Raw genomic sequence first — 21,029 nt, 5'->3', positions numbered from 1 at the left:
GCTTTAAAGCAAATTGCAGACATAAAAAAACGCTGACTAATGGTACTCTTTTCAAATACATTCGTCAGCGTTCAAGTCTCTGGTAAACAGAGTGGATTTAGCTCCAGGCGATGGCTACAGACAACAGTAGTGTTGCAACTAAACCTGTAACGCCAAAAAAGCCATACTCTACTTTTTCACGCATTCCACCAGCTGGGGAAGGTAGAAAGCCCATAATTAAACAAGTTGTGCCTAATACAAACACAAGAACAGTTATTCCAAACAAAACGGCATCAACCATGCTATCTCCAAATTAATTAACGTTAAACTCCGTATATTATGCACCAAAATCATTAATTGGGGGAGTGATCTATATCAAACAGTTAAAATATTCTTCAATATATAATAGCCAAAAGAATGTAGTGAAATTGACTAACATTTAGCATATCTTCCTACTCACTTACACTAACTCCGCCTCAATGAAACCATAAAAACACACTAACCACTTGATTTTAAAAAGCTTTTAAAAAGTGGCTAGAGTGTTGCTACTCTATAGCCATAACTAATCATCACAGGCGGTGTGTGCTAAAGCCACTGTCTAAAATCGTTAAAGTATACAAAGGAAAAATTATGAAACAATCAGTGATCGCCGCAAGTTTATTATTGCTATCTGGCACAGTGGCAGCCAATGAGTGCGACGTTAGTATGAACGGTCAAGTTTCATTGATGAATAACGTGTTGACCGTTACCACAGAAGATAACGATATAATTAAAATAGACGCTGGCGAGAAGCTTTTTGTAAATGGCCAACGTATGGATGTCGACAAAAATCAAGAACGCTGGGTATCTGAGTATTATAATGGTATTTACAATGCTGTTCCTGAGGCTGCTGACCTTGCTTTAGAGGGAGTTGCAATTGCCAATGTAGCAGTATCCGAAGTCTTGGGTAATTTACTGGGAACGGATAGCAGCGCCGTTGAAAAAATCCAAAGCAAGCTAGATGACGTTAAACAGAAAATCGAATATAACTTTTACGCTGACGATGGCAGTATTCAATTAGATTCAACCAACTTCTCAGATGGAGATTTCCTCGGCGCACAGTGGGAACAAGATTTTGAAGATACGGTTGAAGAAGTTGTTACCGCGTCCATAGGTCATTTGATGATCGCCTTAGGAACTGAGCTTATATTTGGTGATGGTGATACAGATGACTTTAGTCAACGTATGGATAACTTTGGTCAAGATATTGAACAAAAAATTGAAGCAAGAGCGGGTAATCTAGAGCAAAAAGCTGATGCATTTTGCATGAGTTTAGCGAAAATTGATATCGTTGAAAATAACCTACAAAATTCAATGCAAGCGTTGTCTGGGTTAAACCTGATTACTGTTGATTCTGACCGCAGAATGTAAGGAACTCATTAAAAATCGTGAAAATTGCAATTATTGGGGCGGGTTGGTTAGGTTTACCACTTGCCCAAGCATTAACTAAAAGTGGCCACACAATAGTGGCCACAAAGCGTTCTGGCACTGAAGTTAACAAGTTACAAGAAATAGGGATTTCGGCAATCCAATATGAACTTGGAGATAACTTAGACACTCAGCAATTAACTCATTTATTCAATGCGCAAACATTGATCCTAAATATCCCGCCAGGTAGAAAATCACCTTCATTAGACACCTTTAGCCAGAACATGCGAGCCTTGCTCTCTACAGCTAAATACAAAGGTATTCAGAATGTGCTTTTCATTTCCACTACTGCGGTTTACGGCAACACCGAGGGAACTATTTACGAATACACGCCTGTTGCTCCTCAAACACAAAGTGGCAAAATCCACGTTGAAATTGAAAACTGCGTTCGTAGCTTGTTTCAGCAAAATGCCTGCATTCTTCGATTAGGGGGATTAGTTTCACCAGACCGACACCCTGCACGCAGTTTAAGTGCGAGAAAACACATTGAAAATGGTCAACAACGTGTGAACCTAGTTCATAGAGAGGACGTTATTCGTGCCATTGAAAAGATAATTAACAGCAATAAATTTGGTCAAACTTACCATTTGTGTAGTCTTGAGCACCCCACGCGACAGCAATATTATACGGATGCTGCAACCGCAATGAAATTGGCACCGCCGGAGTTTGTTGAAGACTTATCATTACCCTCAGGCAAATGTATAAATAGTGAATTTACCCTTAACGCCCTAGAAATGGCGCTCGTCTATCCCAGCCCCTACGATATGTTTTAGGGCGTGCGAAAACCCTGCATAAAAAAGCCGGTCGTTTGACCGGCTCCGAATTACACGACATTCGAACTAGCCAACCAAAGCCTTACCAAAATATTTCAAAGCAACGGTGTTAATAAAGACTAGAAGCAGTATCAGAGGAATAAAAGTCCCTACCGAAAAATCAACGTATCGTTCAAAGAAGCTACCTTTGTAATTAGGAGCCCCTTCATCTAACTCGGCATTAAAGTTCTCTTTTTTCCAACGATAAATGACGAATAAACAGATCAGTAAGCCGTTTAGAGGCAGAATTGTGTCATAGAAAACATCGACGATGATGTCGAACAATGACTTATTCAAGCCCGCGTAGCTGGTCAATGAGGTAACCGGGTCCCAAATACCAAATGACAATGACGTTACACCAGAGGTGACAACTAATAGCAAGCCCATTACCCCTAGGGCTTTTTTACGGCCGACCTTTTTTGATTCCATATAAGACGCTACTGGCACTTCGAATATTGAGACTAAGGAAGTGATAGCAGCAAAGAAGACGAGTAAGAAAAACAACCCCGCAACGACACTCGCCCCGACATAGCCAATTGATGCTTGTAAGGCTAAAAAGATCTTCGGTAAGAAGGTAAAAATCATTCCTACAGAGGAGTCACTTAACTCAGCAGTATTGGTATTAGGGTTAAAAGAGAACACCGCAGGAAGAATTAAAAGTCCAGCAATGAATGCAACTCCGGTATCGGCCAAAGCCACGAACTTTGCTGATCCTGGTACATCACTCTTGCTATCTAAATAGGAACCATAGGTGATCATGATCCCCATCCCCAAAGACAATGAGAAGAATGCCTGAGACAACGCAGCGCTAACCACAGAGGCATTAATTTTACTAAAGTCTGGCACCAGATAATATTCGACACCAGCAAAGGCATTATCTAAGGTAAGAACAAAAATCACTAAACCTATTAGCATCACAAACAATGCTGGCATCATTACTTTGGCTGCTTTTTCGATGCCTTGTTTGACCCCACCTTGTAAAATCAAATACACCACAGCTAAAACACCCACCATATAAATAAATAAGTGAGATGATTTAACAAAGTCAGTAAATGTGGAGGGATCAGCTAGTTTATCTAGGTTCCCAGAGCCTATTTGAAAAAGGTAGCCAAAAATCCATACGGTAATGACGAGATAAAACACCGCGATCATAAAAGGAGTAATGATGGACAACCATCCCGCCATTCGCCAGTGCAATTGATTCTTGCTCAATTTCACATAGGCGTTAAGAGGGTCCATTCGGCTTCGTCGACCTACCGACATTTCGGCTAACATTACAGGTAAACAAATTAATGCAACAAAAAGCGCATAAATGAGTAAGAAGGCCCCTCCCCCATTTTTAGTAGCAGCAACGGGGAATCCCACCATGTTACCAATACCCACTGCGGACCCAGCCGCGGCTAAAATGAATCCGAGACGAGAACCAAACTGCTCACGATCTGCTGCCATAATATTTTCCTTTCTTATTGGTTGTTGACTCCCATTAGCTTCAATTTAATGGGGTTTAATCAACCTTATTGTTTTTAGGTTAGAATGACGATGTTAACAGTCTAATTTTAAAATGTCTTTCACTTAAAAAACTAGGGGAAGCAAAAACCTGTTATTAAAAGTTTGCACGCTTTTATTGCTCACATAACCGATCACATTCACCACGGAATGGGCTTATTGTCCCAATCAATAAAGTGTGGTGCATTATTAATGTCTAAGGTTGCTAAGTGTGAAAGTAATTTTTCCACCGTAAAACTCACTGAAAATAACTTGTTATTAGGTACGTTAGCTTGAAAAGGTTTAGATAGGCCCGTATCAACTGTACCAGGATGATAGGCTACGATTTGAACGGTTTTAAATCGACGTTGGTACTCCACCTGACTGGTTTTTATCAGCATATTTAAAGCGGCTTTACTCGCTCTATATCCATACCAACCACCAAGCTTATTATCCTCAATACTAGCAACTCTAGCAGATAGGAAAACAACGTGAGAATCAAAAGATGGAGAAAAAAGCTTGGGCAGATGTTTCATCCACATCATGGGCGCAAGAGTATTAACGTTGAAATAAGACTCTAATTGCTTAGCCGATAAATCCTCTAGTCTTTTTTCTGGTTTTATGTGTTCATCTTGCCCATCTAAATGAAGCATACCAATACAACAAACGACTAGGGTAAAGGGGCCATGTTTTTGTAGGGTTTGACAGATATTTTCAACTTGGTTTTCATCACTACTTTCTGCCTGATGCGAACACAGTTTGGGGTGAGAAAACCTCAGTACATTCCGTGAAACTGCATGCACGTTATCAAAGTAACTGTTATTACATAATTGCCGCACCAATTCCGCGCCAATTCCTGAGGAGCTACCAATAATTAACGCATTTTTTTTCGACATGACAGTATCTACCTCTTTGCTTAAAATTCGGCGGCTTAACGCCGTTAGTTCCTTAGGTTAACCTTTCATTCACCGCACCATCTCATTGTTGATGGATACGAATATAGTCTAGTACGCAAAACTATCTGTTGTGGATGCCTTGAACTAAACTAATTTCATGACCATGTTAATCCCAAACAAATTCACTAATTAGATATCTGAGGAAAAAATGGCAAATATTCAACAAGCAACTCTGGCAGGTGGCTGTTTCTGGTGCCTTGAGTCAGCGTTCAATTCAGTCGAAGGAATCCAATCGGCCTATTCGGGTTACGCTGCAGGTCATGTAGACAACCCAACTTACGAGCAAGTTTGCTCTGGCTCAACAGGTCATGCTGAGGTAGTAAGAGTCAACTTTGACGAAGACAAGATTTCATATCGAGATGTATTAGAAATATTTTTTGCGTTACATAATCCCACTCAGCTAAATCGGCAGGGCAATGATGTTGGCAGCCAGTATCGAAGCGCAATTTTTTATCACAATGACGAGCAAAAAAAGCTAGCGGAAGAGATTATTACTGAAGTTGAAGAACAAAAAATCTGGCCTGATCCTGTTGTTACTGAAGTGACACAGATTAATAATTATTATCAAGCTGAAGACTATCATCAGGATTATTTTAGTAAAAATCCTCAGAACCAGTACTGCAATATGGTGGTGGCCCCTAAACTCGCAAAATTTAAACAAAATTTTGCGAGTCGCCTGAAGTAATTAAACGACTTACTTAAACCACAATGGATTAACTGGCATCGAGAACATTAACGGTGCCATTTTTTCATATTTACCGCGATTGGATTCACAAATTACATTTTTTGTATAATTCTTTTTCCAAGGATCATTAATCATCCAAATTCGGTCACCGTCTACAGCAACACCTTCTAGTGAAGCGTTGTGCATCAATTCCCACTCGTCACAACTTGCGTCGTTTGAGTCAGTAGGTGCATAAAATTCAACAGGAATCACTAAGGTAGGGTGTTTCTTGGCTAAATCTATTAACCAAATATCGTTGTCATTTCTCGCAGCAGCAACCAAGTAGCCTGGATGGTTATCCCTCGGTAAATAGTCCATACCATTCACAGGGTGATTACCTTTTTCATAATGTGGCAGGTTAAGTTCTACGTCAGTTACTTGTGCAAAATCATCGGAGTTCCAAAATTGCTCATCAACTTTTACGGAAAAGATTCTAGCTTGCACTTTTTCGTCTTTTTCTTTGCCAAGATATAAAGTGCCATCCAGTCCAAACGCTAACCCTTCAATACCATCATTGGGGAAGTTTCCAATATGGTAGGAGGCTTTGAATTGCAGGGGTCTGACATTGGTCATCAAAAGGCTATTGTCGTCTTGTAATTCAAGTCTAACTAACAAACTAGGATAATCCGTTGAACCGCTACCTTGATATTTTTCGAAACAGCTATCAGACATGGTTTTACTGCGGGTCGCATCTTCAGTAACAACCACAAAAACTTTGTCATTTTGGGGGTCAACAGCTAGGGCTTCTAAATCAGGAGAGTCATTTAAATAATCGGCAAAACAACTTTGTTGAACATTGTCTGACATTTTAAATAATAACGATTGTTCCGCTACCACGGCACTTTGAGGGTCGATAATATGCAACTGCTTACGTTGCGAAATGTGAGCACTTCCATCTGAAACAGAAAGTAATTTCCCTCTCCAAGCTTTCAGCCCAGAGGTTTGTGGGTTTAACATGACTTCGCCGTTTGACTCAGTTAACCATTGCCCTTTTAGAGAAATCAGTTCAGGTTTAAACGTCGTTGTTGCACAACTGATTAACCCCGTGACAATAATTATTAATAGACCAAATTTTTTCATTTTCCTTCCTCTCCCTAGGCAGGGTTTATAAATTTATAATGATTCAATAGCAAGTAATTCAGAAAACAATTTGATTGATCGGTTAAATCTAATGCAAACTTAGCTGTAACCGTGGCTATTTTATTTATTGATTTGCAAAAAACACAACAATTTCAAAACTCACAACAAGCGCTCCCCCCAATTATTGCGGGACCCATTTTGCGTGCAATAGATGAAACTAGCATGACAATATGGATGTTAGTTAGCCATAAACATGAATTCAATGCAAAAGTCTGGACCAAACAGTCTGAAATCCTATTTGACCAGAATATTAAGCAATTCTCAAATATTGTGAAAGTCGGCGAAAGTGCTTTCATTTATGTCACGACCTTAACACTTTCACAAGCCCTTTCGGAGGGCAGTCGGTATAGTTACGATATTACATTTACCGACAATCAGGGGACGTGTAAAAATCTGCAAGAACTAATGCCAGATATTGTTTATGGCAATCAAAAAAACCCTAGTTTTTACTTCAACAAACGCATAAAAAATATTTTACACGGCTCGTGCCGTAAGCCTCACCACGCGAGCAAAGACGGCATGTTGTCCGTCGACCAAGCCATCGAGCAATCATTTGAAAATGATACCTCACCACCAGACTTACTTATATTATCTGGAGATCAGGCTTATATTGATGATGTGGCAGGGCCCACATTATTTGCCATAAACCAAGTAATAGAACGCTTAGGCCTTTTCCAAGAGGATTTACCAGGTGCGACTGTTAACAATAGTAAGCAGTTACCAACTGACGAACATTGTTACTATCAACGACCCGCTTTATTACCAGATAATGAAACCACTGAAACTGTCATGTCGTACTTTTTCAAAGGTAAAAAGAAGCCTATATTTACCTCGGTGAATGCCAATAACCACCTCATAAGCTTTGCAGAAGTAATAGCTATGTATGCGCTAATTTGGTCACCTGAAATGTGGCGCTACACTACATTAACTCCTGAAAACATCGCCCCTCAATTTGCAGCGACTTACGCAGAAGAACTGAAATGGGTTGAGGACTTCAAACAGGGATTATCAAAAGTTCGTCGAGCAATGGCACACATTCCTGTGTATATGATTTTCGATGATCATGACGTAACCGATGACTGGAACTTAACCAGAGGTTGGGAAGATGCCGTTTACAACAACGCCTTTGCCAAACGTATTGTGGGTAATGCCCTCATCGGTTACTGGTTATGTCAAGGCTGGGGAAATGATGTATGCAAACTTTCTCCCTTAGCAGAACAACTGCTGCCTTTTTTCTCTGATACAGGTATCACCGAGCATGACAAGGTCATTGATATTCTACTGCATTGGGATCAGTGGCACTATACCTTAGATACGCAACCCAAAATCGTCGTGTTAGATACAAGGACACAGCGCTGGCGTTCTGAATCAAGTTTGAGCAAGCCTTCAGGATTAATGGATTGGGAAGCCCTGTGCGATTTGCAGCAAGAGTTAATTAATCAGCCCGCCGTTATTATGGTATCCCCAGCCCCTATTTTTGGGGTTAAGCTAATTGAAACCATTCAACGTATTTTTACGTTTTTCGGTCGAGCACTTGTGGTCGATGCGGAAAACTGGATGGCCCATAAAGGCACAGCGAGTGTTATCCTTAATATATTCAGACACTATAAAACGCCTCCCAACTTTGTCATTCTATCTGGGGATGTACACTATTCATTTGTTTACGACGTTACCTTAAAATTTAGACGTAATAGTCCCCACATCACGCAAATAACCAGTAGCGGAATCAAAAACGAATTCCCAGCAAAGCTGTTAAACTGGTTTGATCGACTTAACCGTATTTTATTCGGAACCAAGTCACCTTTAAATTGGTTTACCCAACGTCGAAACATGACAATTCGCCATCGTCGCCCAAGTAATCAACAAATCAGCACTCTCCTAAACGGGTCCGGAATCGGGCAAGTAAAGGTAAACCATGACTGTACTGAGGTTGATGCCACGGTTTTGCTATCAAATGGTGAAGAAGTGGAGTTTATTAAGCGGGATTAGCAGATTGTAATCCCGCCTTCAGCAAGTTCCTTAAGCAAAGTGACAATCACCAAATGAATAAATTAAAAAATCGTTGGATATTGCTAGCGCATACAGGGACAATAATGTCTGAATAATCGTGAATACCTTTTTCGTTAAAACGCCGGTGACAAATAACGGCTTTTTTAATGAAATAAGTATGAGGAAAAAAATGTCAGAACACGCTGTAAATATTGGCTTATTTTTCGGTTCTACCACCTGTTATACGGAAATGGCTGCGGAAAAAATCCAATCGGAAATCAATGAACTTTTCGACGCGCCTGTAGTTGAGTTATTTAACATAAAAGACGTGGCGTTGAGCAAAGCAGAGTCATTCGATATCTTGTTGTTTGGTATTTCCACGTGGGACTTTGGTGAATTACAGGAAGATTGGGAGTCTACCTGGGATGATATAAAAACCCTAAACCTAAAAGGCAAAACCGTGGCTCTATTCGGCCTTGGCGACCAAATTGGTTACGCCGATTGGTTTCAAGATGCGTTAGGTATGTTACACGACGAACTTGCTGTGCTTGATTGTGAATTTATTGGTTATTGGCCTAATCAAGGTTATGAGTTTAATCATTCAAAAGCACTTACCGCGGATAAAGGCCATTTTGTTGGACTATCGCTAGATGATGAGAACCAATACGATTTAAGCGAACAACGCATCAGCCAATGGTGTGAACAACTCCTCACTGAACTTCCACTTAGCTAATTACCCCATGTCTGATATTCGCCCTAGAATCCAACGACCTTTTTATCGAAATGGTCCAGAGCATAGGGCGGGGGCAGACGTAAGTTTTGGCGATATCCGTAAAATATTTGGCTTCAAAACAATTCAAATTGGCAAGTGGGTAACCCAAGCTGAACAACAGTTGGCCGCCAATCTTTTTTTCGATGCCCTATGTGATTTAATGGATATATTGCAAGTTAATGAGCAGGTAATATCCCTCAACGGCACCCTATCATTAGCTTTTGGTATCGGTGGACAAAAACATAGTAGTGCCCATTACCAAGCGCCTAAAAGGCAATTATCCTTAGCTAAAAATGCCGGTGGCGGTGCCCTCGCCCATGAATGGTTCCATGGTTTCGATCATTATATTAGTTCTAAAATGTATAACACGACATTACCCAATGGTTTTGCCTCAAGCCTTTGGCTAGAAGATGCCACTATGCATTCACATCCTTTAAACCAGACCCTTTCACATTGGTTTCAAACGTTATTTTTAGATGCCGATGGAATCGAACCTAGCGACTACGTCACTCGCTGCGTAAAAGCAGATAAGAGCCTACAATTTTATTATTTTGCTCAACCACAAGAGATGGCAGCAAGGGCCTTTGAAGCCGCAATTCAGGATCAAGCCATCAAAAATGCTTTTTTAGTACAAGGCACAAAACAAACTGTTGAAGCACAGGTAGGAATTTACCCCATCGACCAACATCGTTTAGAAAGTAACGCTAGCATACTGAAATATTTTAAAATTTTAGGTAAAGCGCTCAATTAATGGGCAAATTTAAACTCAAAATAAAATTAATTGCCAAAATCTATCAACAAATTGCATTTAACGCATTTACTCTTGCACCAAAGTAATTCTATACTAGGACATTAACGATTAGTAACTGTGGTTGAATTTATGAGAAAGAAAAAGCACGGCTCCGCTGATGACGAAGCTCAAATTGATATGACCCCCATGCTAGACATCGTTTTTATTATGTTGATTTTCTTCATTGTAACGACGTCTTTTGTGAAAGAAGCTGGCTTGATGGCTAATCGTCCAAAGGCTCCTGATGCGCCGCCACCGCCAAGTAATGCAAAAACCTTGGCAATACGAATTGATCAGCAAGGTACCATTGTAATGGATAACCGTGAAGTTGATATCCGTCGTGTTGTGGCAAACATCCAAAGCTTTTTAGCAGAGAATAATACGGATTCTGCAGCTATCCAGGCTCATTCAAAAGCTAAACACGGTATCGTGGTTGAAGTGATGAACCAAGCTAAAGAAGCAGGAATAGACAAAGTGTCGATTCTTGTTAAAGATAGCTGATAAGTTTCAAGACTAATTAAAAAGCCCTTCTATCGAAGGGCTTTTTTGTATCTGTAATATGCTTGTCTGCTGATTCCCTGCATGCCTGAGCTAAAGGGCTTACACAAAGTCCTTTACAATGTGCCTCACTGTACGATGATTCCGAGGAACACTTAGATCATCCGCCACATGATCTGCAGGGTAACCGTACAAACCAAATCTATCTTCCTTACTATGGGTAATGATAACAACATGGGCCGGAGGCTTATCAATATTGCCTCGAAATGGGTCGATAACGGGCACTTCGTAACGTCCGAGCTTAATCAGTGCGACTCTCCGTCCGTTGCGATATATAAAGCGGTCGAACACGGGGTTGTCCAAAATACTATAAACCGCAAACTTGGGAATTTGAAAGGGGATACCCTGCCACACTATCTCTACGATCTGTAGCTTATCTGCTAAATTAGAGATCGAATCCGGTAGGTCAATATCTCGCATACATCACCACTTTATCTAAACCACTTAAATTAAATATAGCAACAAAACCGCTAAGAGAGAATTGTTTGTACAAAAAACCTGCAGAGGTGCAGTCTAAATCAGTGCTGGGTATTTAAAAATTAAGATAGTAATCACGGCAAAGCGCCACATAATCATCGGAATAGCCACCCTGCTGAGTATGGATAGTAATATATTCCACTCTTGCTTCAGTTTGCTGAAAACCAAACTTAAGTAATTGACGAATGGCTGGCTTAGAAGGACTCGATTTCACCATAGTCTGCATTTGGCAATAAAGTCCGTGTTGAGCTGCGAGGGAGATTATGCCGTTGTTATCGGTAGGAAGTATGCAGCAAAACTGTCCTTCCTTTGTTAGTAAACAAGATACTGATTTAAGTAAGTCCTCAAGGCTTAAGCTTTTATCATGCCTCGCCTTTCTTCTGGATTCAGAGATAAAGTTAGCATCAGTGACCTTCAAATCTCCGGTTTTACCTTTGAAATAAGGGGGATTGCTAACAATTAGGTCATATTGAGGCAACGGCGGTAGCTGTTGCAAAGCTGTATGCTGAAAAGTCAGTTTATCCGCCCAGGGACACTTTTGGCCATTTTGCTGTGCCTGTTGCACTGCACTTTCATCAACGTCGATACCCACTATTTTTGTGGTTTCATGACTGCGCTGTGCTAGCATAATTGCAATTAAACCGCTGCCGGTACCAACATCTAAAATAGATGAATAACTGCCCCTAGGCACCCAACTGCCTAGCAATATGCCATCGGTTCCCACTTTCATGGCGCAATTTTCATGTTCAATATCGAATTGCTTAAATCGAAATCCATTAAACTTGGTTTTTGCAGGCGCGGTTTGTTTTGCAGTCACGTTGAGCGAATCACTTAAATATAGGCAGTTATTTTAAAGGGGGTTAGGTGGAAATTATTTCCACCTAGATTTCAAATAACCATTAAAACATATAATCGGCAAGGGTACGTTGAATGCCCACCACCACGTTTTTATTGAGTTCTTTTTTGATAGGCTCATCAATTCCAGAAATCCAAATTTTAAACTCGGCATCTAAGTCAAAATGACCAGCGGTTTCCAACTTGAATTGAGTGATAGCTCGATAAGGAATCGAGTGATAATCAACCTTTCTTCCGGTCAATCCTTGTTTATCAATTAATATCAAACGCTTACTAGTAAAAACATACATATCACGTATTTCTTTAAAGACGCGTTCTACGGTTTCATTTTCACCGATAATAGGGGCTAACTCGTCACTCACATCAGACACATCTATTTCTGATGCATTGCCCATTATTTTGTCTAACAATCCCATTTTTGTCTCCTGATTCAAATAGCTCTGTCAAGCATAGGGGATTGGTTGTAAAACACAATACACCTATACCCATAGTGTCGAGTTTATGCTTCACTAGTAAAGGATAAAAACGTTAAGTAGAGTAAGCCCCTTACCATACATAATATGCGTGTGATACGCGTGAAAAGCACATAAAAGGAATATTAATGACAGCTTATTCTGACATTGTTCAAGCCCGCAAACGGATTGCTAAATTGATCCATCAAACTCCAATTATGGAGTCTTCATTACTTAATCAATGGCTAGGCCATCGAATTTTGTTTAAAGCGGAATGTTTGCAACGCACCGGCGCGTTTAAAGTCAGAGGGGCGATTAACACTTTAGCTAAACTCGCGGAACAAAATGCATTACCTGAACGGGTTGTGGCTAATAGTTCAGGCAATCATGCCCAAGCAGTAGCCTACGCGGCGAGTCTTTATGGTATTCCTGCAAAAATATTTAGTACCCAAAATGTATCCGCAGTAAAAGCTCAAGCCACTCAATTTTATGGTGCTCAATTGGCTCTATTTGCAACTCGTGTTGAAGCAGATGAAGCGGTTAAACAGGCTTCCTTAGAACCGGGAACCTTGTGGATCCCCCCCTTTAATCACCCCGATATTATCGCTGGTCAAGGCACGCTATTGGTGGATGCATTAGAACAAACCGGTGATGTGAATGGGATATTTGCCCCTTGTGGTGGTGGCGGTTTATTATCAGGAACTATGATTGCAGCCAAAGCGCTTTGCCCTGCAGCAAAAGTATTTGGAGCAGAACCTCTTGCGGCAAATGATGCAGCTGAATCATTGCGACAAAACAAAATTATTTCCCTCAGCCAACCTCCACAAACCTTGGCGGATGGAGCAGCTACACCATCGGTAGGCGAACATACTTTTGAGGTGTTAAAAACCCTGGATGGTATAGTGGAAGTATCCGAGTCTCGTATCGCATACTGGACCCAATGGTTACAACATTTACTGAAGTTGCATGTGGAGCCGACGAGTGCCATGTCAATGCAAGCTGTTGTTGACTGGTTAAAACATCAACCTAAAGATCAAACAGTGTTAGTGCTTTTATCTGGCGGCAATATTGACCAGTCAAAAATGCAACAAATTTGCTCAATCGATCACCTAGGTGAACTACCTAGCTTATAAAAATAAGAGGATTTATGAAAAATCTATTTGTATTAGCTGTCTGCTTGTTTAGTGTAATAACACATGCTAAACCAACTATAATAGGCAATGTTAAAGGGTATACCCTTGATAATAACGGAGCCACGATACAGTTTTCTCACCTTGCATTTGAAAATGGCAAAGTCTTGTCAATCGGCGACCAAACCATAGTCAATCATTACCCTAACAGTGTATTAATTGATGGTCAGCAGAAAGCCCTTATCCCCGGTTTAATCGATGCCCACGGACACTTGATGTCTCTTGGAGATTCACTGCTAAAAGTAGATATTCGAGATGTTAAAACGGCTCAACTATCTGCCTCTAAGGTAGGCGAATATGCAGCAGCAAACTCACATTTAGAGTGGATAATGGGCGGTGGATGGAATCAAGTATTGTGGCCAGATAAACAATTTCCCAAAGCACAACTGCTTGACGAATATGTGAATGAAACCCCTGTTATTTTAAGTCGAGTGGATGGTCATGCCGTTTGGGTTAACAGTAAAGCAATGCAAATCGCGGGCATAGACAAAGACACTTTAGATCCGCCAGGTGGCAAGATAATTCGAGATGAACAAGGAAATCCATCAGGTGTATTAATAGATACGGCGATGGATCTGCTATGGGAACATCTACCAGAAGAGAGTAACGACAGCAATGAAGCTAGCCTAGAAGCCGCTTCACAGCACTTACTTTCAGTGGGTATAACCAGTATGCATGATGCTGGAATAAGTAAATCAGAATATGATTTTTTAAAACAAAAAGCCTTAGCAGAAAGTTTAGCCGTGCGTATTTATGCAATGTTCTGGTTTGAAGATCCCAGTTTACAGGAAGTACTCGAGGCGGGTTATTTTAATGATCCCGACGATTTTTTATCGATTAGAAGTGTTAAAGCCATGGCCGATGGAGCGCTAGGTAGTCGCGGAGCAGCTTTGTTTGAAGACTATTCAGATGCAGCTGACAATAAGGGGCTGATGGTCATGCAGGAAGAACAATTTAAACCCCTTTTTGATTTGGTACTTAAACACAAATTTCAACTCAATGTGCACGCCATTGGTGATCTCGCGAACCACTTAGCCTTAAATCAATTTGAAGCCTCATTTAAAACCGTTGGCGGCAAAGATCTGCGCAATAGAGTGGAACATGCTCAAGTTATCAGCTTGAATGATATCCCTCGCTTTAAACAACTAGACATCATTCCTTCCATGCAACCTACCCATGCCACCAGCGATATGAACATGGCTGAAGACCGTTTAGGAAAAGATCGTTTACGTGGCGCATACGCTTGGAAACGCTTCATTGATCAGGGCTCACCATTGCCCCTAGGTTCAGATTTTCCAGTTGAATTAGCTAACCCATTTTATGGCATTCACGCAGCTGTCACCCGTCAAGACAGAAACAACCAACCTGTGGAAGGCTGGATCCCCAGTCAAGCGTTAAGTCTACAACAGGCCTTTAAAGGTTTTACCATTGATGCTGCTTTTGCCGCACATCAAGAAGATATTTTAGGGGGCTTAACAAAAGGTAAATGGGCAGATTTTATTTTAATTGATCGTGATATTTTTGAGATTGATAAACAAGATCTTTGGAAGACGAAAGTTTTGGAGACTTGGGTAGCTGGGAAACGAGTTTATAAGAGTAGCGATAAATAACAGAAGGAAAAAACCCGCACAAACCACAGGACACGAAAATTTGTGCGGGTAGTATTGCCTTCCTGCCTCAAACAACTTAGCTAGCGTTTGAAGTATTTCAACATTGTTTATTGTTTTTATTATCAATGGTTACACATATAACTTTTCTATCGTAGATGCGTAATCAAGACTTACTTAGCATCTTCAGTGCCAACTTTTTTATCTTTATAAATCAATGGGTTAAATTTTACCGATCTGTACCTTTTTACTGAGATCATACCAGTTTGGTGCATCAGCACTTTATTAGGGCGCAGACCTCAATCTGGTGATCATATTTCATACAGCACTTATCAGGCTTTTTACATGACATTTTGTTTATTTTTTGCACAAGCAACTGATAACAAAGGTAAATTTTCTTCCAACGGCCATGATTGACTCAGCATAAGTTCGAGCTAATGTGGATAAAAAGCTTAGTTTGCCGATTATTTAAGTAATTTGAAGGATTTATCGTTGAATTGTTTCACAGTAGATATTTTTAGCTATGGGCGTTGCACCACATTAGCTAACCCTTAGTCTTTGATTAAATAGTCACACTCAGCCATCTCTGTCGTCATAGCTTCTGGGTAATCAACAACTTGAAAACCAAGAGACAGGTACAAACTTTTAGCCACTTGATTATGGGGCCAAACAAATAACGAAAAGACTTTGAGGGAATTTTTTTCTGTTTCTTGCTCCAATAGTTGCATAACTAATTGTTTACCGAATCCCCTACCTCTATACCTTGGATTAACAATCAAGCGGGCGAAATGACACCTGCCCAGTCGATCATAACATTGGCCAAAGGCAAGCATAGTGTTTTTGCTGTCGATTAACTTATAGCTTAATACTTTGTTGAAGTTCGTTTCTGCAACCAAGGTTGCTAAACTAACGGGAAAAGACATTTGTGGCCCTCCCCAATCGCGAACTTCATCAAGGCTATCAAACCAACTACAAAGGTTAGCTAAATCCTCTTCACAGGTCTCAACTAAGGTTAACGGTAAAGTGTTCTTATCCATTTTTCTTCATTAATAAAGGCCCAACTCCAACCTTTCCATTTTTCATCTAATCCGGAATCTATAATGTCTTCAACGGGCATACCATTTATCTTCAGTTGTTTAACTTGAGCAGACGTTTGTTTAATCATATCAACAAACTCCTGTAACTGTGCTTTATTGCCCAATTGACCGTGGCCAGGAATAATCTTGGTATCATCATCAATCATACCAATAAGTTTCTCAACACCTGCAATATACCCCTTGACTGAACCACCACCGTCAATATCGATATAGGGAAATAGACCATTAAAAAACAAGTCTCCGGTGTGCAAAACGTTAGCACTTTCAAACATAACGGCACTGTCACCATCTGTATGGGCATGTGCTAAATGCACCACTTTGAGTGTGTCACCGTTAAAATGAAAGGTCACACCTTGGGAATAAGTCACAACAGGTAACTCTGAGTGTTTATGTTGTTCTTTGCTAAGAAGTCTAATGCGCACATTATCATGGGCAAAAATCGTCGCATCTTTGACTTCTTTCATATATGCGTTGAAGCCGGTGTGATCGCCGTGATAGTGGGTATTGATCACATACCTTAATTTGTCTTTTAGAATGGCATCCAGAGCAACAGAGATTTTTTCAGCCATGGGCTCGTATTGGTCATCAATAATCAACAGGCCATCGTCCCCCGCTGACACACCAATATTACCGCCCATACCAGTCAGCATATAAACTGAACCGCCCAAACTTTCTGATTTCATAATGACATCTTCGGGGTTATTTTGCCCATAGCTAGAAGCCGATATGAGTGCGCTGAACAGAAACAGCAATGAAAGAATTTGTTTACGCATTTTTCTATCCTTTGTATTTAATCAAGTTTCAAAATTAAGGAATGAAGCAATAGTGAGCATTTAACAACATTAGTGCCTAATTAGCTTAGATGTTTAGACTCCTTGGATGCTAAACTCCCTATTTCCTAAATTGCTTATCAACTAATTACTTAGAGTGGCGCTAGAATGAATAAATTGCAAAATAAGTTAACCTTTTTAACTATTATTTTAGGTTTAGTAGGTGCTTTATATGTCAATTTCTCCGTTCCAGCAACTTGGATTGAGTCCAGAATTCAGTACCAAACCTACTTAACTGAACAAGGCGAATGGGCATATATCAAACAAGGTAAGGAACAAATAATTAGTTCTGTAACCCCTTACCAACAATCCCCTCTGGCCCAAGCTAAACTGGATTTACTCACCTCAGAACCAGCAATGAAGGAACAGTGGGTAGTAATCTCAGAGGTTAGTCCGAACCCCCTCTTACTCCGTGCAGACTATCATTTTAAAGCCTGGTCGCTGTTACCAGCATTTATCGCCATTGCCCTGTGTTTGATTAGTCGAGAACCGCTGCTGGCGTTGTTTAGCGGCATCGTTGTAGGTGCTTTTATGTTAGGTAAGTTTGATATTAGCCAAGAGGTTTTAATCCCCAACATGGCCACCACTGATGCTGCATCTATTTTAATATTGTATTTATGGCTACTGGGGGGGCTCATGGGGATTTGGTCGAAGACTGGCGCTGCCCAAGCATTTGCGGAAATGATGAGTAAGCGTTTTGTTACCGGTCCCCGCTCCGCGAAACTGGTTACTTGGATGCTGGGCGTGTTATTTTTCCAAGGTGGCACCATGAGCACCGTATTAGTTGGCACTACGGTAAAACCTATGGCCGATAAAGCCAATGTAAGTCATGAAGAACTCAGTTATGTGGTTGACTCAACAGCGTCGCCAATTGCCGCTGTACTTGCGTTTAATGCCTGGCCAGCCTATATCCAGGCTTTTATATTTGTTCCTGGCGTTGCTTTCTTAGCCACGGAAAGTGACCGAATTTCCTTCTTCTTTTCCAGTATCCCATTTAGTTTTTACGGTATTTTTGCAGTAATTGGTACTCTACTGCTGAGTTTAGAGTTTACGGTATTCTCTGGAAAACCAATTCGTAAAGCCATTTCCAGAGCTAGGCTCACCGGCCAATTGGATGCGCCAGACGCTGCTCCAATTAGTGCTAAAGAACTTCAAGAAACCAGTGTTCCTGAAGGGTATAACCCTCACTGGATAGAGTTTGTTTTTCCCCTTGTTAGTCTCATTGGGATTGCGGTGGTGACCTTCATCATAACCGGCACCCCGCAAATTCACTGGGCCTTTGGAGGCGCTTTGTTAATTGCGGTGCTGTTCGCCATCGGTAAAGGCATGCAAATTCGTGAAATGCTTAATGGTCTTGGCATCGGCTGGAAAGGTGTTGTCGTCGCTTCGGTAATTTTAATGTTAGCAATAACCATTGGCACCATCAGTAAACAACTTGGTGGTGGGATTTATTTAGTCGACCTACTGGGTGAACAGATGCCGTTCTGGATTCTGCCGGTAGTTTTACAATTGCTCACTATGATCATCGCCTTTTCCACAGGCACAAGTTGGGGAACATTTGCTATTGCATTCCCCTTAGCCATGCCTTTGGTTTGGGATATTTCCCAAAATGAAATGTTAGCCAACCCTGAAGTATTTATGATGATTTGTTTTGCTGCAGTGTTAAATGGCAGTGTCTATGGCGACCAATGTTCGCCCATATCGGATACCACTATTCTTAGCTCGATGACAACCGGCTGTGACTTAATGGATCATGTAAAAACCCAGCTAGTGCCAGCTACAATAGCAGCCTCTATTGCAGCGGTGTTATGGACCTTGTGTGCATTATTTATGAGTTAAGCGCAGATTAAAGGCGAGTCGTCATTTTTAATTGGTTAACTCATCAAGCTTAACTCTATTTCCACGAGATAAAGTTAGAACCTCGCCACTTTGTAAGATTACTGAGTAGTCACCTTTGTCATTTGGACGCAATTCACTAATGGCACTGCGACGAACAATGGAAGAACGATGAATCCGCACAAAATCTTGGGGGTTGAGTTGCTCTTCCAAAGTAGAAAGAGTTTCTCGATGCAATACATGTTTACCATCATTTAGATGAATTTCCGCATAATTTCCTGCACCAGAGATAAAGTTAATTTGCGCCACATCGATTAAACGAATTCGACCAGGATCCCTTATCACTAACCTTTCTCGATAAACCGTTTGCTGATCATCCATAATCTGCTGAATAACTTCACTCAACTTAGAGTAGTCATCTTGTTGTTCACCTTTGATCTTTTTCCTCGCTCGCTGCAAAGCCTTAAAGAAGCGCTCATCGTCATAAGGCTTCAAGATGTAATCTATGGCATTAAGTTCAAAAGCCTCAACGGCATGCTCATTATAAGCAGTTACAAAAATAATCACGCTTTCAGGTGGTACATGTTTGGCCACTTGAATACCAAATAGTTTCGGCATTTCAATATCCAGAAAGACTACATTCGGTTTATATTCGTTAATCAATAAAAGTGCCTGATTGCCGTCTTCAGCTTCGTAAACAGTACCAATATCCGTTTCATTTGATAACAATACTTTGATCGTTTCCCGAGCCAGATATTCATCATCAGCAATAAGCACATTAAGCATCTTGCGCTCCTATTGGTATAGCTAAAGAAGTTTCAAATAAGTCGTTTTCAAGGGGGTGTAACTCCAATCGAAACTGCCCATAGAGTCGAGCTAATCTCTCACGAGTATTACTCAGGCCGATTCCAAAACCATTGTGACTATCATTCCTAGCGACCTTGTTGGTTAGTACCACTCTAAGTTCGTATTCATTCCTACTAATATCTAAATTTAATAGATTTCGGCTCGACTCTAATTGCGATCCGTGTTGTACCGCATTTTCAACCAACGGATGCAAAAGCATATTGGGAATTGTCAGGTCGAGACATTCTGGTTGCACGTGAATGTGGGTATCCAGCTTGTCTGCAAAACGCATTTTTTGGATAGCTAAATAACTATTGATAAAAGCAATTTCGTCTTTAATCTTAATATCATCATTATTTTTCGTTTCGAGTATTTTTCGTAACATAATACTTAATTCAGAAAGAGCAGTTACAGCATCTTTATCACGCTTTAAGCGCACCAAGCTGGCGATAGTATTGAGTGCATTGAATAAAAAATGTGGATTCAATTGGGAGCGTAAAGTCCGCAATTGCTCTTGGGTGAGTTCATGATGTAAGCGTTTTAATTCTACACTTTCCTGAACTGCATTGTGATAAAAACGCAAAGCCATCGCAGCACCAAGCACCCCTAAATACATAAAAATATCCAGTTGTGCATTCTGCGTTATCGTGCGCATAAAATAATATGAAAACTCATCCATGGTCCTATCTGTCAAAGCAATGATGAGTACATGCGCTGTAGCCCAATAAATTACTAAAATAAACAGCATCCATCCTAGATGGAAGAGCACTTTAGCTGTGACTGATTTAGATGATTGACTAGTGAGTTGCACCAATTTGAAGATAATGGCAGTAACGCCGATCCAAATAACAAACCAGGGACTTATAGCAATCCACAATTCAGTCCAGTTTGGGTTTTTATCATTTTGTTCAAATGCGAGAAATTTAACATGAGTATAAAGGGCGTGAACGGCCAACCAAAAGAAGGTGTTGGCAAACCAGAAATAGCGATTAAAAATCAGTTTTGAATGGGCCATTTCAATTATTCTTTTTTATTGGCTTTTTTTTAACATATCTGTCTTTTTACAATTAATCCACAAATAAAATTACACTGGAGCAGTGTCAAAAATTCTTCACAAGCGGCCCCTATTCGAACCAAAATTGTTTTATTTAAATACTTTAGAAGTAA

General features: G+C 40.5%; 21 protein-coding genes. 10 read left to right on the top strand and 11 right to left on the bottom strand.

The features are described 5' to 3' along the window. Nucleotides 1–97 precede the first annotated feature (97 nt). Complete coding sequence (locus ABJV04_RS10140; protein WP_303471126.1) at nucleotides 98–280, bottom strand: hypothetical protein; 183 nt, start codon at nucleotides 278–280, stop codon at nucleotides 98–100. A gap of 329 nt (nucleotides 281–609) precedes the next feature. Between ABJV04_RS10140 and ABJV04_RS10135 the strand changes: the two genes are divergently transcribed. Together ABJV04_RS10135 and ABJV04_RS10130 are read left to right on the top strand one after the other, a co-directional pair. Next, nucleotides 610–1,389 (top strand): YggN family protein, encoded by a 780-nt coding sequence (locus tag ABJV04_RS10135; protein WP_348491406.1) that lies wholly within the window; start codon nucleotides 610–612, stop codon nucleotides 1,387–1,389. Between the two features lie 17 nt (nucleotides 1,390–1,406). Continuing rightward, nucleotides 1,407–2,219, top strand: coding sequence for an NAD-dependent epimerase/dehydratase family protein (locus ABJV04_RS10130; RefSeq protein ID WP_348491405.1), 813 nt, complete (start codon nucleotides 1,407–1,409; stop codon nucleotides 2,217–2,219). Nucleotides 2,220–2,285: 66 nt separating this feature from the next. Here ABJV04_RS10130 and ABJV04_RS10125 read toward each other — a convergent pair whose 3' ends face one another. Both ABJV04_RS10125 and ABJV04_RS10120 read right to left on the bottom strand, forming a co-directional pair. Continuing rightward, nucleotides 2,286–3,707 carry a sodium-dependent transporter gene (locus tag ABJV04_RS10125; protein WP_348491404.1) on the bottom strand — a complete coding sequence of 474 codons (1,422 nt, stop codon included), beginning with the start codon at nucleotides 3,705–3,707 and terminating at the stop codon, nucleotides 2,286–2,288. Nucleotides 3,708–3,904: 197 nt separating this feature from the next. After that, nucleotides 3,905–4,639: an SDR family NAD(P)-dependent oxidoreductase gene (locus ABJV04_RS10120; protein WP_348491403.1), complete on the bottom strand. Its 735-nt coding sequence runs from the start codon at nucleotides 4,637–4,639 to the stop codon at nucleotides 3,905–3,907. 208 nt (nucleotides 4,640–4,847) lie between these two features. On the opposite strand from ABJV04_RS10120, the gene msrA reads away from it, so the two are divergent. Further along, nucleotides 4,848–5,384, top strand: a complete 537-nt coding sequence (gene msrA, locus ABJV04_RS10115; protein ID WP_348491402.1) for a peptide-methionine (S)-S-oxide reductase MsrA — start codon at nucleotides 4,848–4,850, stop codon at nucleotides 5,382–5,384. 9 nt (nucleotides 5,385–5,393) lie between these two features. Here msrA and ABJV04_RS10110 read toward each other — a convergent pair whose 3' ends face one another. Next, nucleotides 5,394–6,503, bottom strand: a complete 1,110-nt coding sequence (locus tag ABJV04_RS10110) for a hypothetical protein (RefSeq protein ID WP_348491401.1) — start codon at nucleotides 6,501–6,503, stop codon at nucleotides 5,394–5,396. A 111-nt stretch (nucleotides 6,504–6,614) separates the two neighbouring features. Here ABJV04_RS10110 and ABJV04_RS10105 point away from each other — a divergent pair, with 111 nt between their 5' ends. The 4 genes from ABJV04_RS10105 (at nucleotide 6,615) to ABJV04_RS10090 (ending at nucleotide 10,615) form a co-directional block, all read left to right on the top strand. Further along, nucleotides 6,615–8,552, top strand: a complete 1,938-nt coding sequence (locus ABJV04_RS10105) for an alkaline phosphatase D family protein (protein WP_348491400.1) — start codon at nucleotides 6,615–6,617, stop codon at nucleotides 8,550–8,552. A 190-nt stretch (nucleotides 8,553–8,742) separates the two neighbouring features. Next, nucleotides 8,743–9,285 (top strand): flavodoxin FldB, encoded by a 543-nt coding sequence (gene fldB / locus ABJV04_RS10100; protein ID WP_348491399.1) that lies wholly within the window; start codon nucleotides 8,743–8,745, stop codon nucleotides 9,283–9,285. 7 nt (nucleotides 9,286–9,292) lie between these two features. Beyond that, nucleotides 9,293–10,075, top strand: a complete 783-nt coding sequence (locus ABJV04_RS10095) for a CLCA_X family protein (protein ID WP_348491398.1) — start codon at nucleotides 9,293–9,295, stop codon at nucleotides 10,073–10,075. A gap of 129 nt (nucleotides 10,076–10,204) precedes the next feature. Next, nucleotides 10,205–10,615, top strand: a complete 411-nt coding sequence (locus ABJV04_RS10090; protein ID WP_348491397.1) for a biopolymer transporter ExbD — start codon at nucleotides 10,205–10,207, stop codon at nucleotides 10,613–10,615. 99 nt (nucleotides 10,616–10,714) lie between these two features. On the opposite strand, the gene ABJV04_RS10085 is transcribed toward ABJV04_RS10090, so the two are convergent. The 3 genes from ABJV04_RS10085 to ABJV04_RS10075 form a co-directional block, all read right to left on the bottom strand. Beyond that, entirely contained in the window at nucleotides 10,715–11,092 is a 378-nt protein-coding gene (locus ABJV04_RS10085; protein WP_348491396.1) for a hypothetical protein, read from the bottom strand. A 112-nt stretch (nucleotides 11,093–11,204) separates the two neighbouring features. Then, nucleotides 11,205–11,966, bottom strand: coding sequence for a methyltransferase (locus ABJV04_RS10080; protein WP_348491395.1), 762 nt, complete (start codon nucleotides 11,964–11,966; stop codon nucleotides 11,205–11,207). A gap of 82 nt (nucleotides 11,967–12,048) precedes the next feature. Further along, nucleotides 12,049–12,420 carry a PH domain-containing protein gene (locus ABJV04_RS10075; RefSeq protein ID WP_348491394.1) on the bottom strand — a complete coding sequence of 124 codons (372 nt, stop codon included), beginning with the start codon at nucleotides 12,418–12,420 and terminating at the stop codon, nucleotides 12,049–12,051. 185 nt (nucleotides 12,421–12,605) lie between these two features. Here ABJV04_RS10075 and ABJV04_RS10070 point away from each other — a divergent pair, with 185 nt between their 5' ends. Together ABJV04_RS10070 and ABJV04_RS10065 are read left to right on the top strand one after the other, a co-directional pair. Next, nucleotides 12,606–13,589 carry a serine/threonine dehydratase gene (locus ABJV04_RS10070; protein WP_348491393.1) on the top strand — a complete coding sequence of 328 codons (984 nt, stop codon included), beginning with the start codon at nucleotides 12,606–12,608 and terminating at the stop codon, nucleotides 13,587–13,589. A gap of 14 nt (nucleotides 13,590–13,603) precedes the next feature. After that, complete coding sequence (locus ABJV04_RS10065) at nucleotides 13,604–15,256, top strand: amidohydrolase (RefSeq protein WP_348491392.1); 1,653 nt, start codon at nucleotides 13,604–13,606, stop codon at nucleotides 15,254–15,256. Nucleotides 15,257–15,804: 548 nt separating this feature from the next. Here ABJV04_RS10065 and ABJV04_RS10060 read toward each other — a convergent pair. Next, nucleotides 15,805–16,290, bottom strand: coding sequence for an N-acetyltransferase (locus ABJV04_RS10060; RefSeq protein WP_348491391.1), 486 nt, complete (start codon nucleotides 16,288–16,290; stop codon nucleotides 15,805–15,807). Then, a complete protein-coding gene (locus tag ABJV04_RS10055) occupies nucleotides 16,266–17,123 on the bottom strand; it encodes an MBL fold metallo-hydrolase (protein ID WP_348491390.1) in 858 nt (285 codons plus the stop codon). Before ABJV04_RS10055 ends, ABJV04_RS10060 begins: the two co-directional genes overlap by 25 nt. A 165-nt stretch (nucleotides 17,124–17,288) precedes the next feature. On the opposite strand from ABJV04_RS10055, the gene ABJV04_RS10050 reads away from it, so the two are divergent. Next, a complete protein-coding gene (locus tag ABJV04_RS10050; RefSeq protein ID WP_348491389.1) occupies nucleotides 17,289–19,019 on the top strand; it encodes a Na+/H+ antiporter NhaC family protein in 1,731 nt (576 codons plus the stop codon). 27 nt (nucleotides 19,020–19,046) lie between these two features. Here the strand turns inward: ABJV04_RS10050 and ABJV04_RS10045 are convergent, their stop codons facing one another. Continuing rightward, the gene (locus ABJV04_RS10045) at nucleotides 19,047–19,802 is read right to left on the bottom strand and encodes a LytTR family DNA-binding domain-containing protein (protein ID WP_348491388.1); all 756 of its coding nucleotides are present in this window, start codon (nucleotides 19,800–19,802) and stop codon (nucleotides 19,047–19,049) included. After that, on the bottom strand, nucleotides 19,795–20,877 hold the full coding sequence (locus tag ABJV04_RS10040; RefSeq protein ID WP_348491387.1) for a histidine kinase: 1,083 nt from the start codon (nucleotides 20,875–20,877) through the stop codon (nucleotides 19,795–19,797). The genes ABJV04_RS10045 and ABJV04_RS10040 overlap by 8 nt, the downstream gene beginning before the upstream one ends. Nucleotides 20,878–21,029 lie beyond the last annotated feature (152 nt).

It is taken from the genome of Aliiglaciecola sp., assembly GCF_039982535.1.
In the GTDB taxonomy this organism is placed as follows: Bacteria; Pseudomonadota; Gammaproteobacteria; order Enterobacterales; family Alteromonadaceae; genus Aliiglaciecola.
The sequence above is the reverse complement of the archived record's forward strand: the minus strand, read 5'-3'. Positions and strand labels throughout refer to the sequence as shown.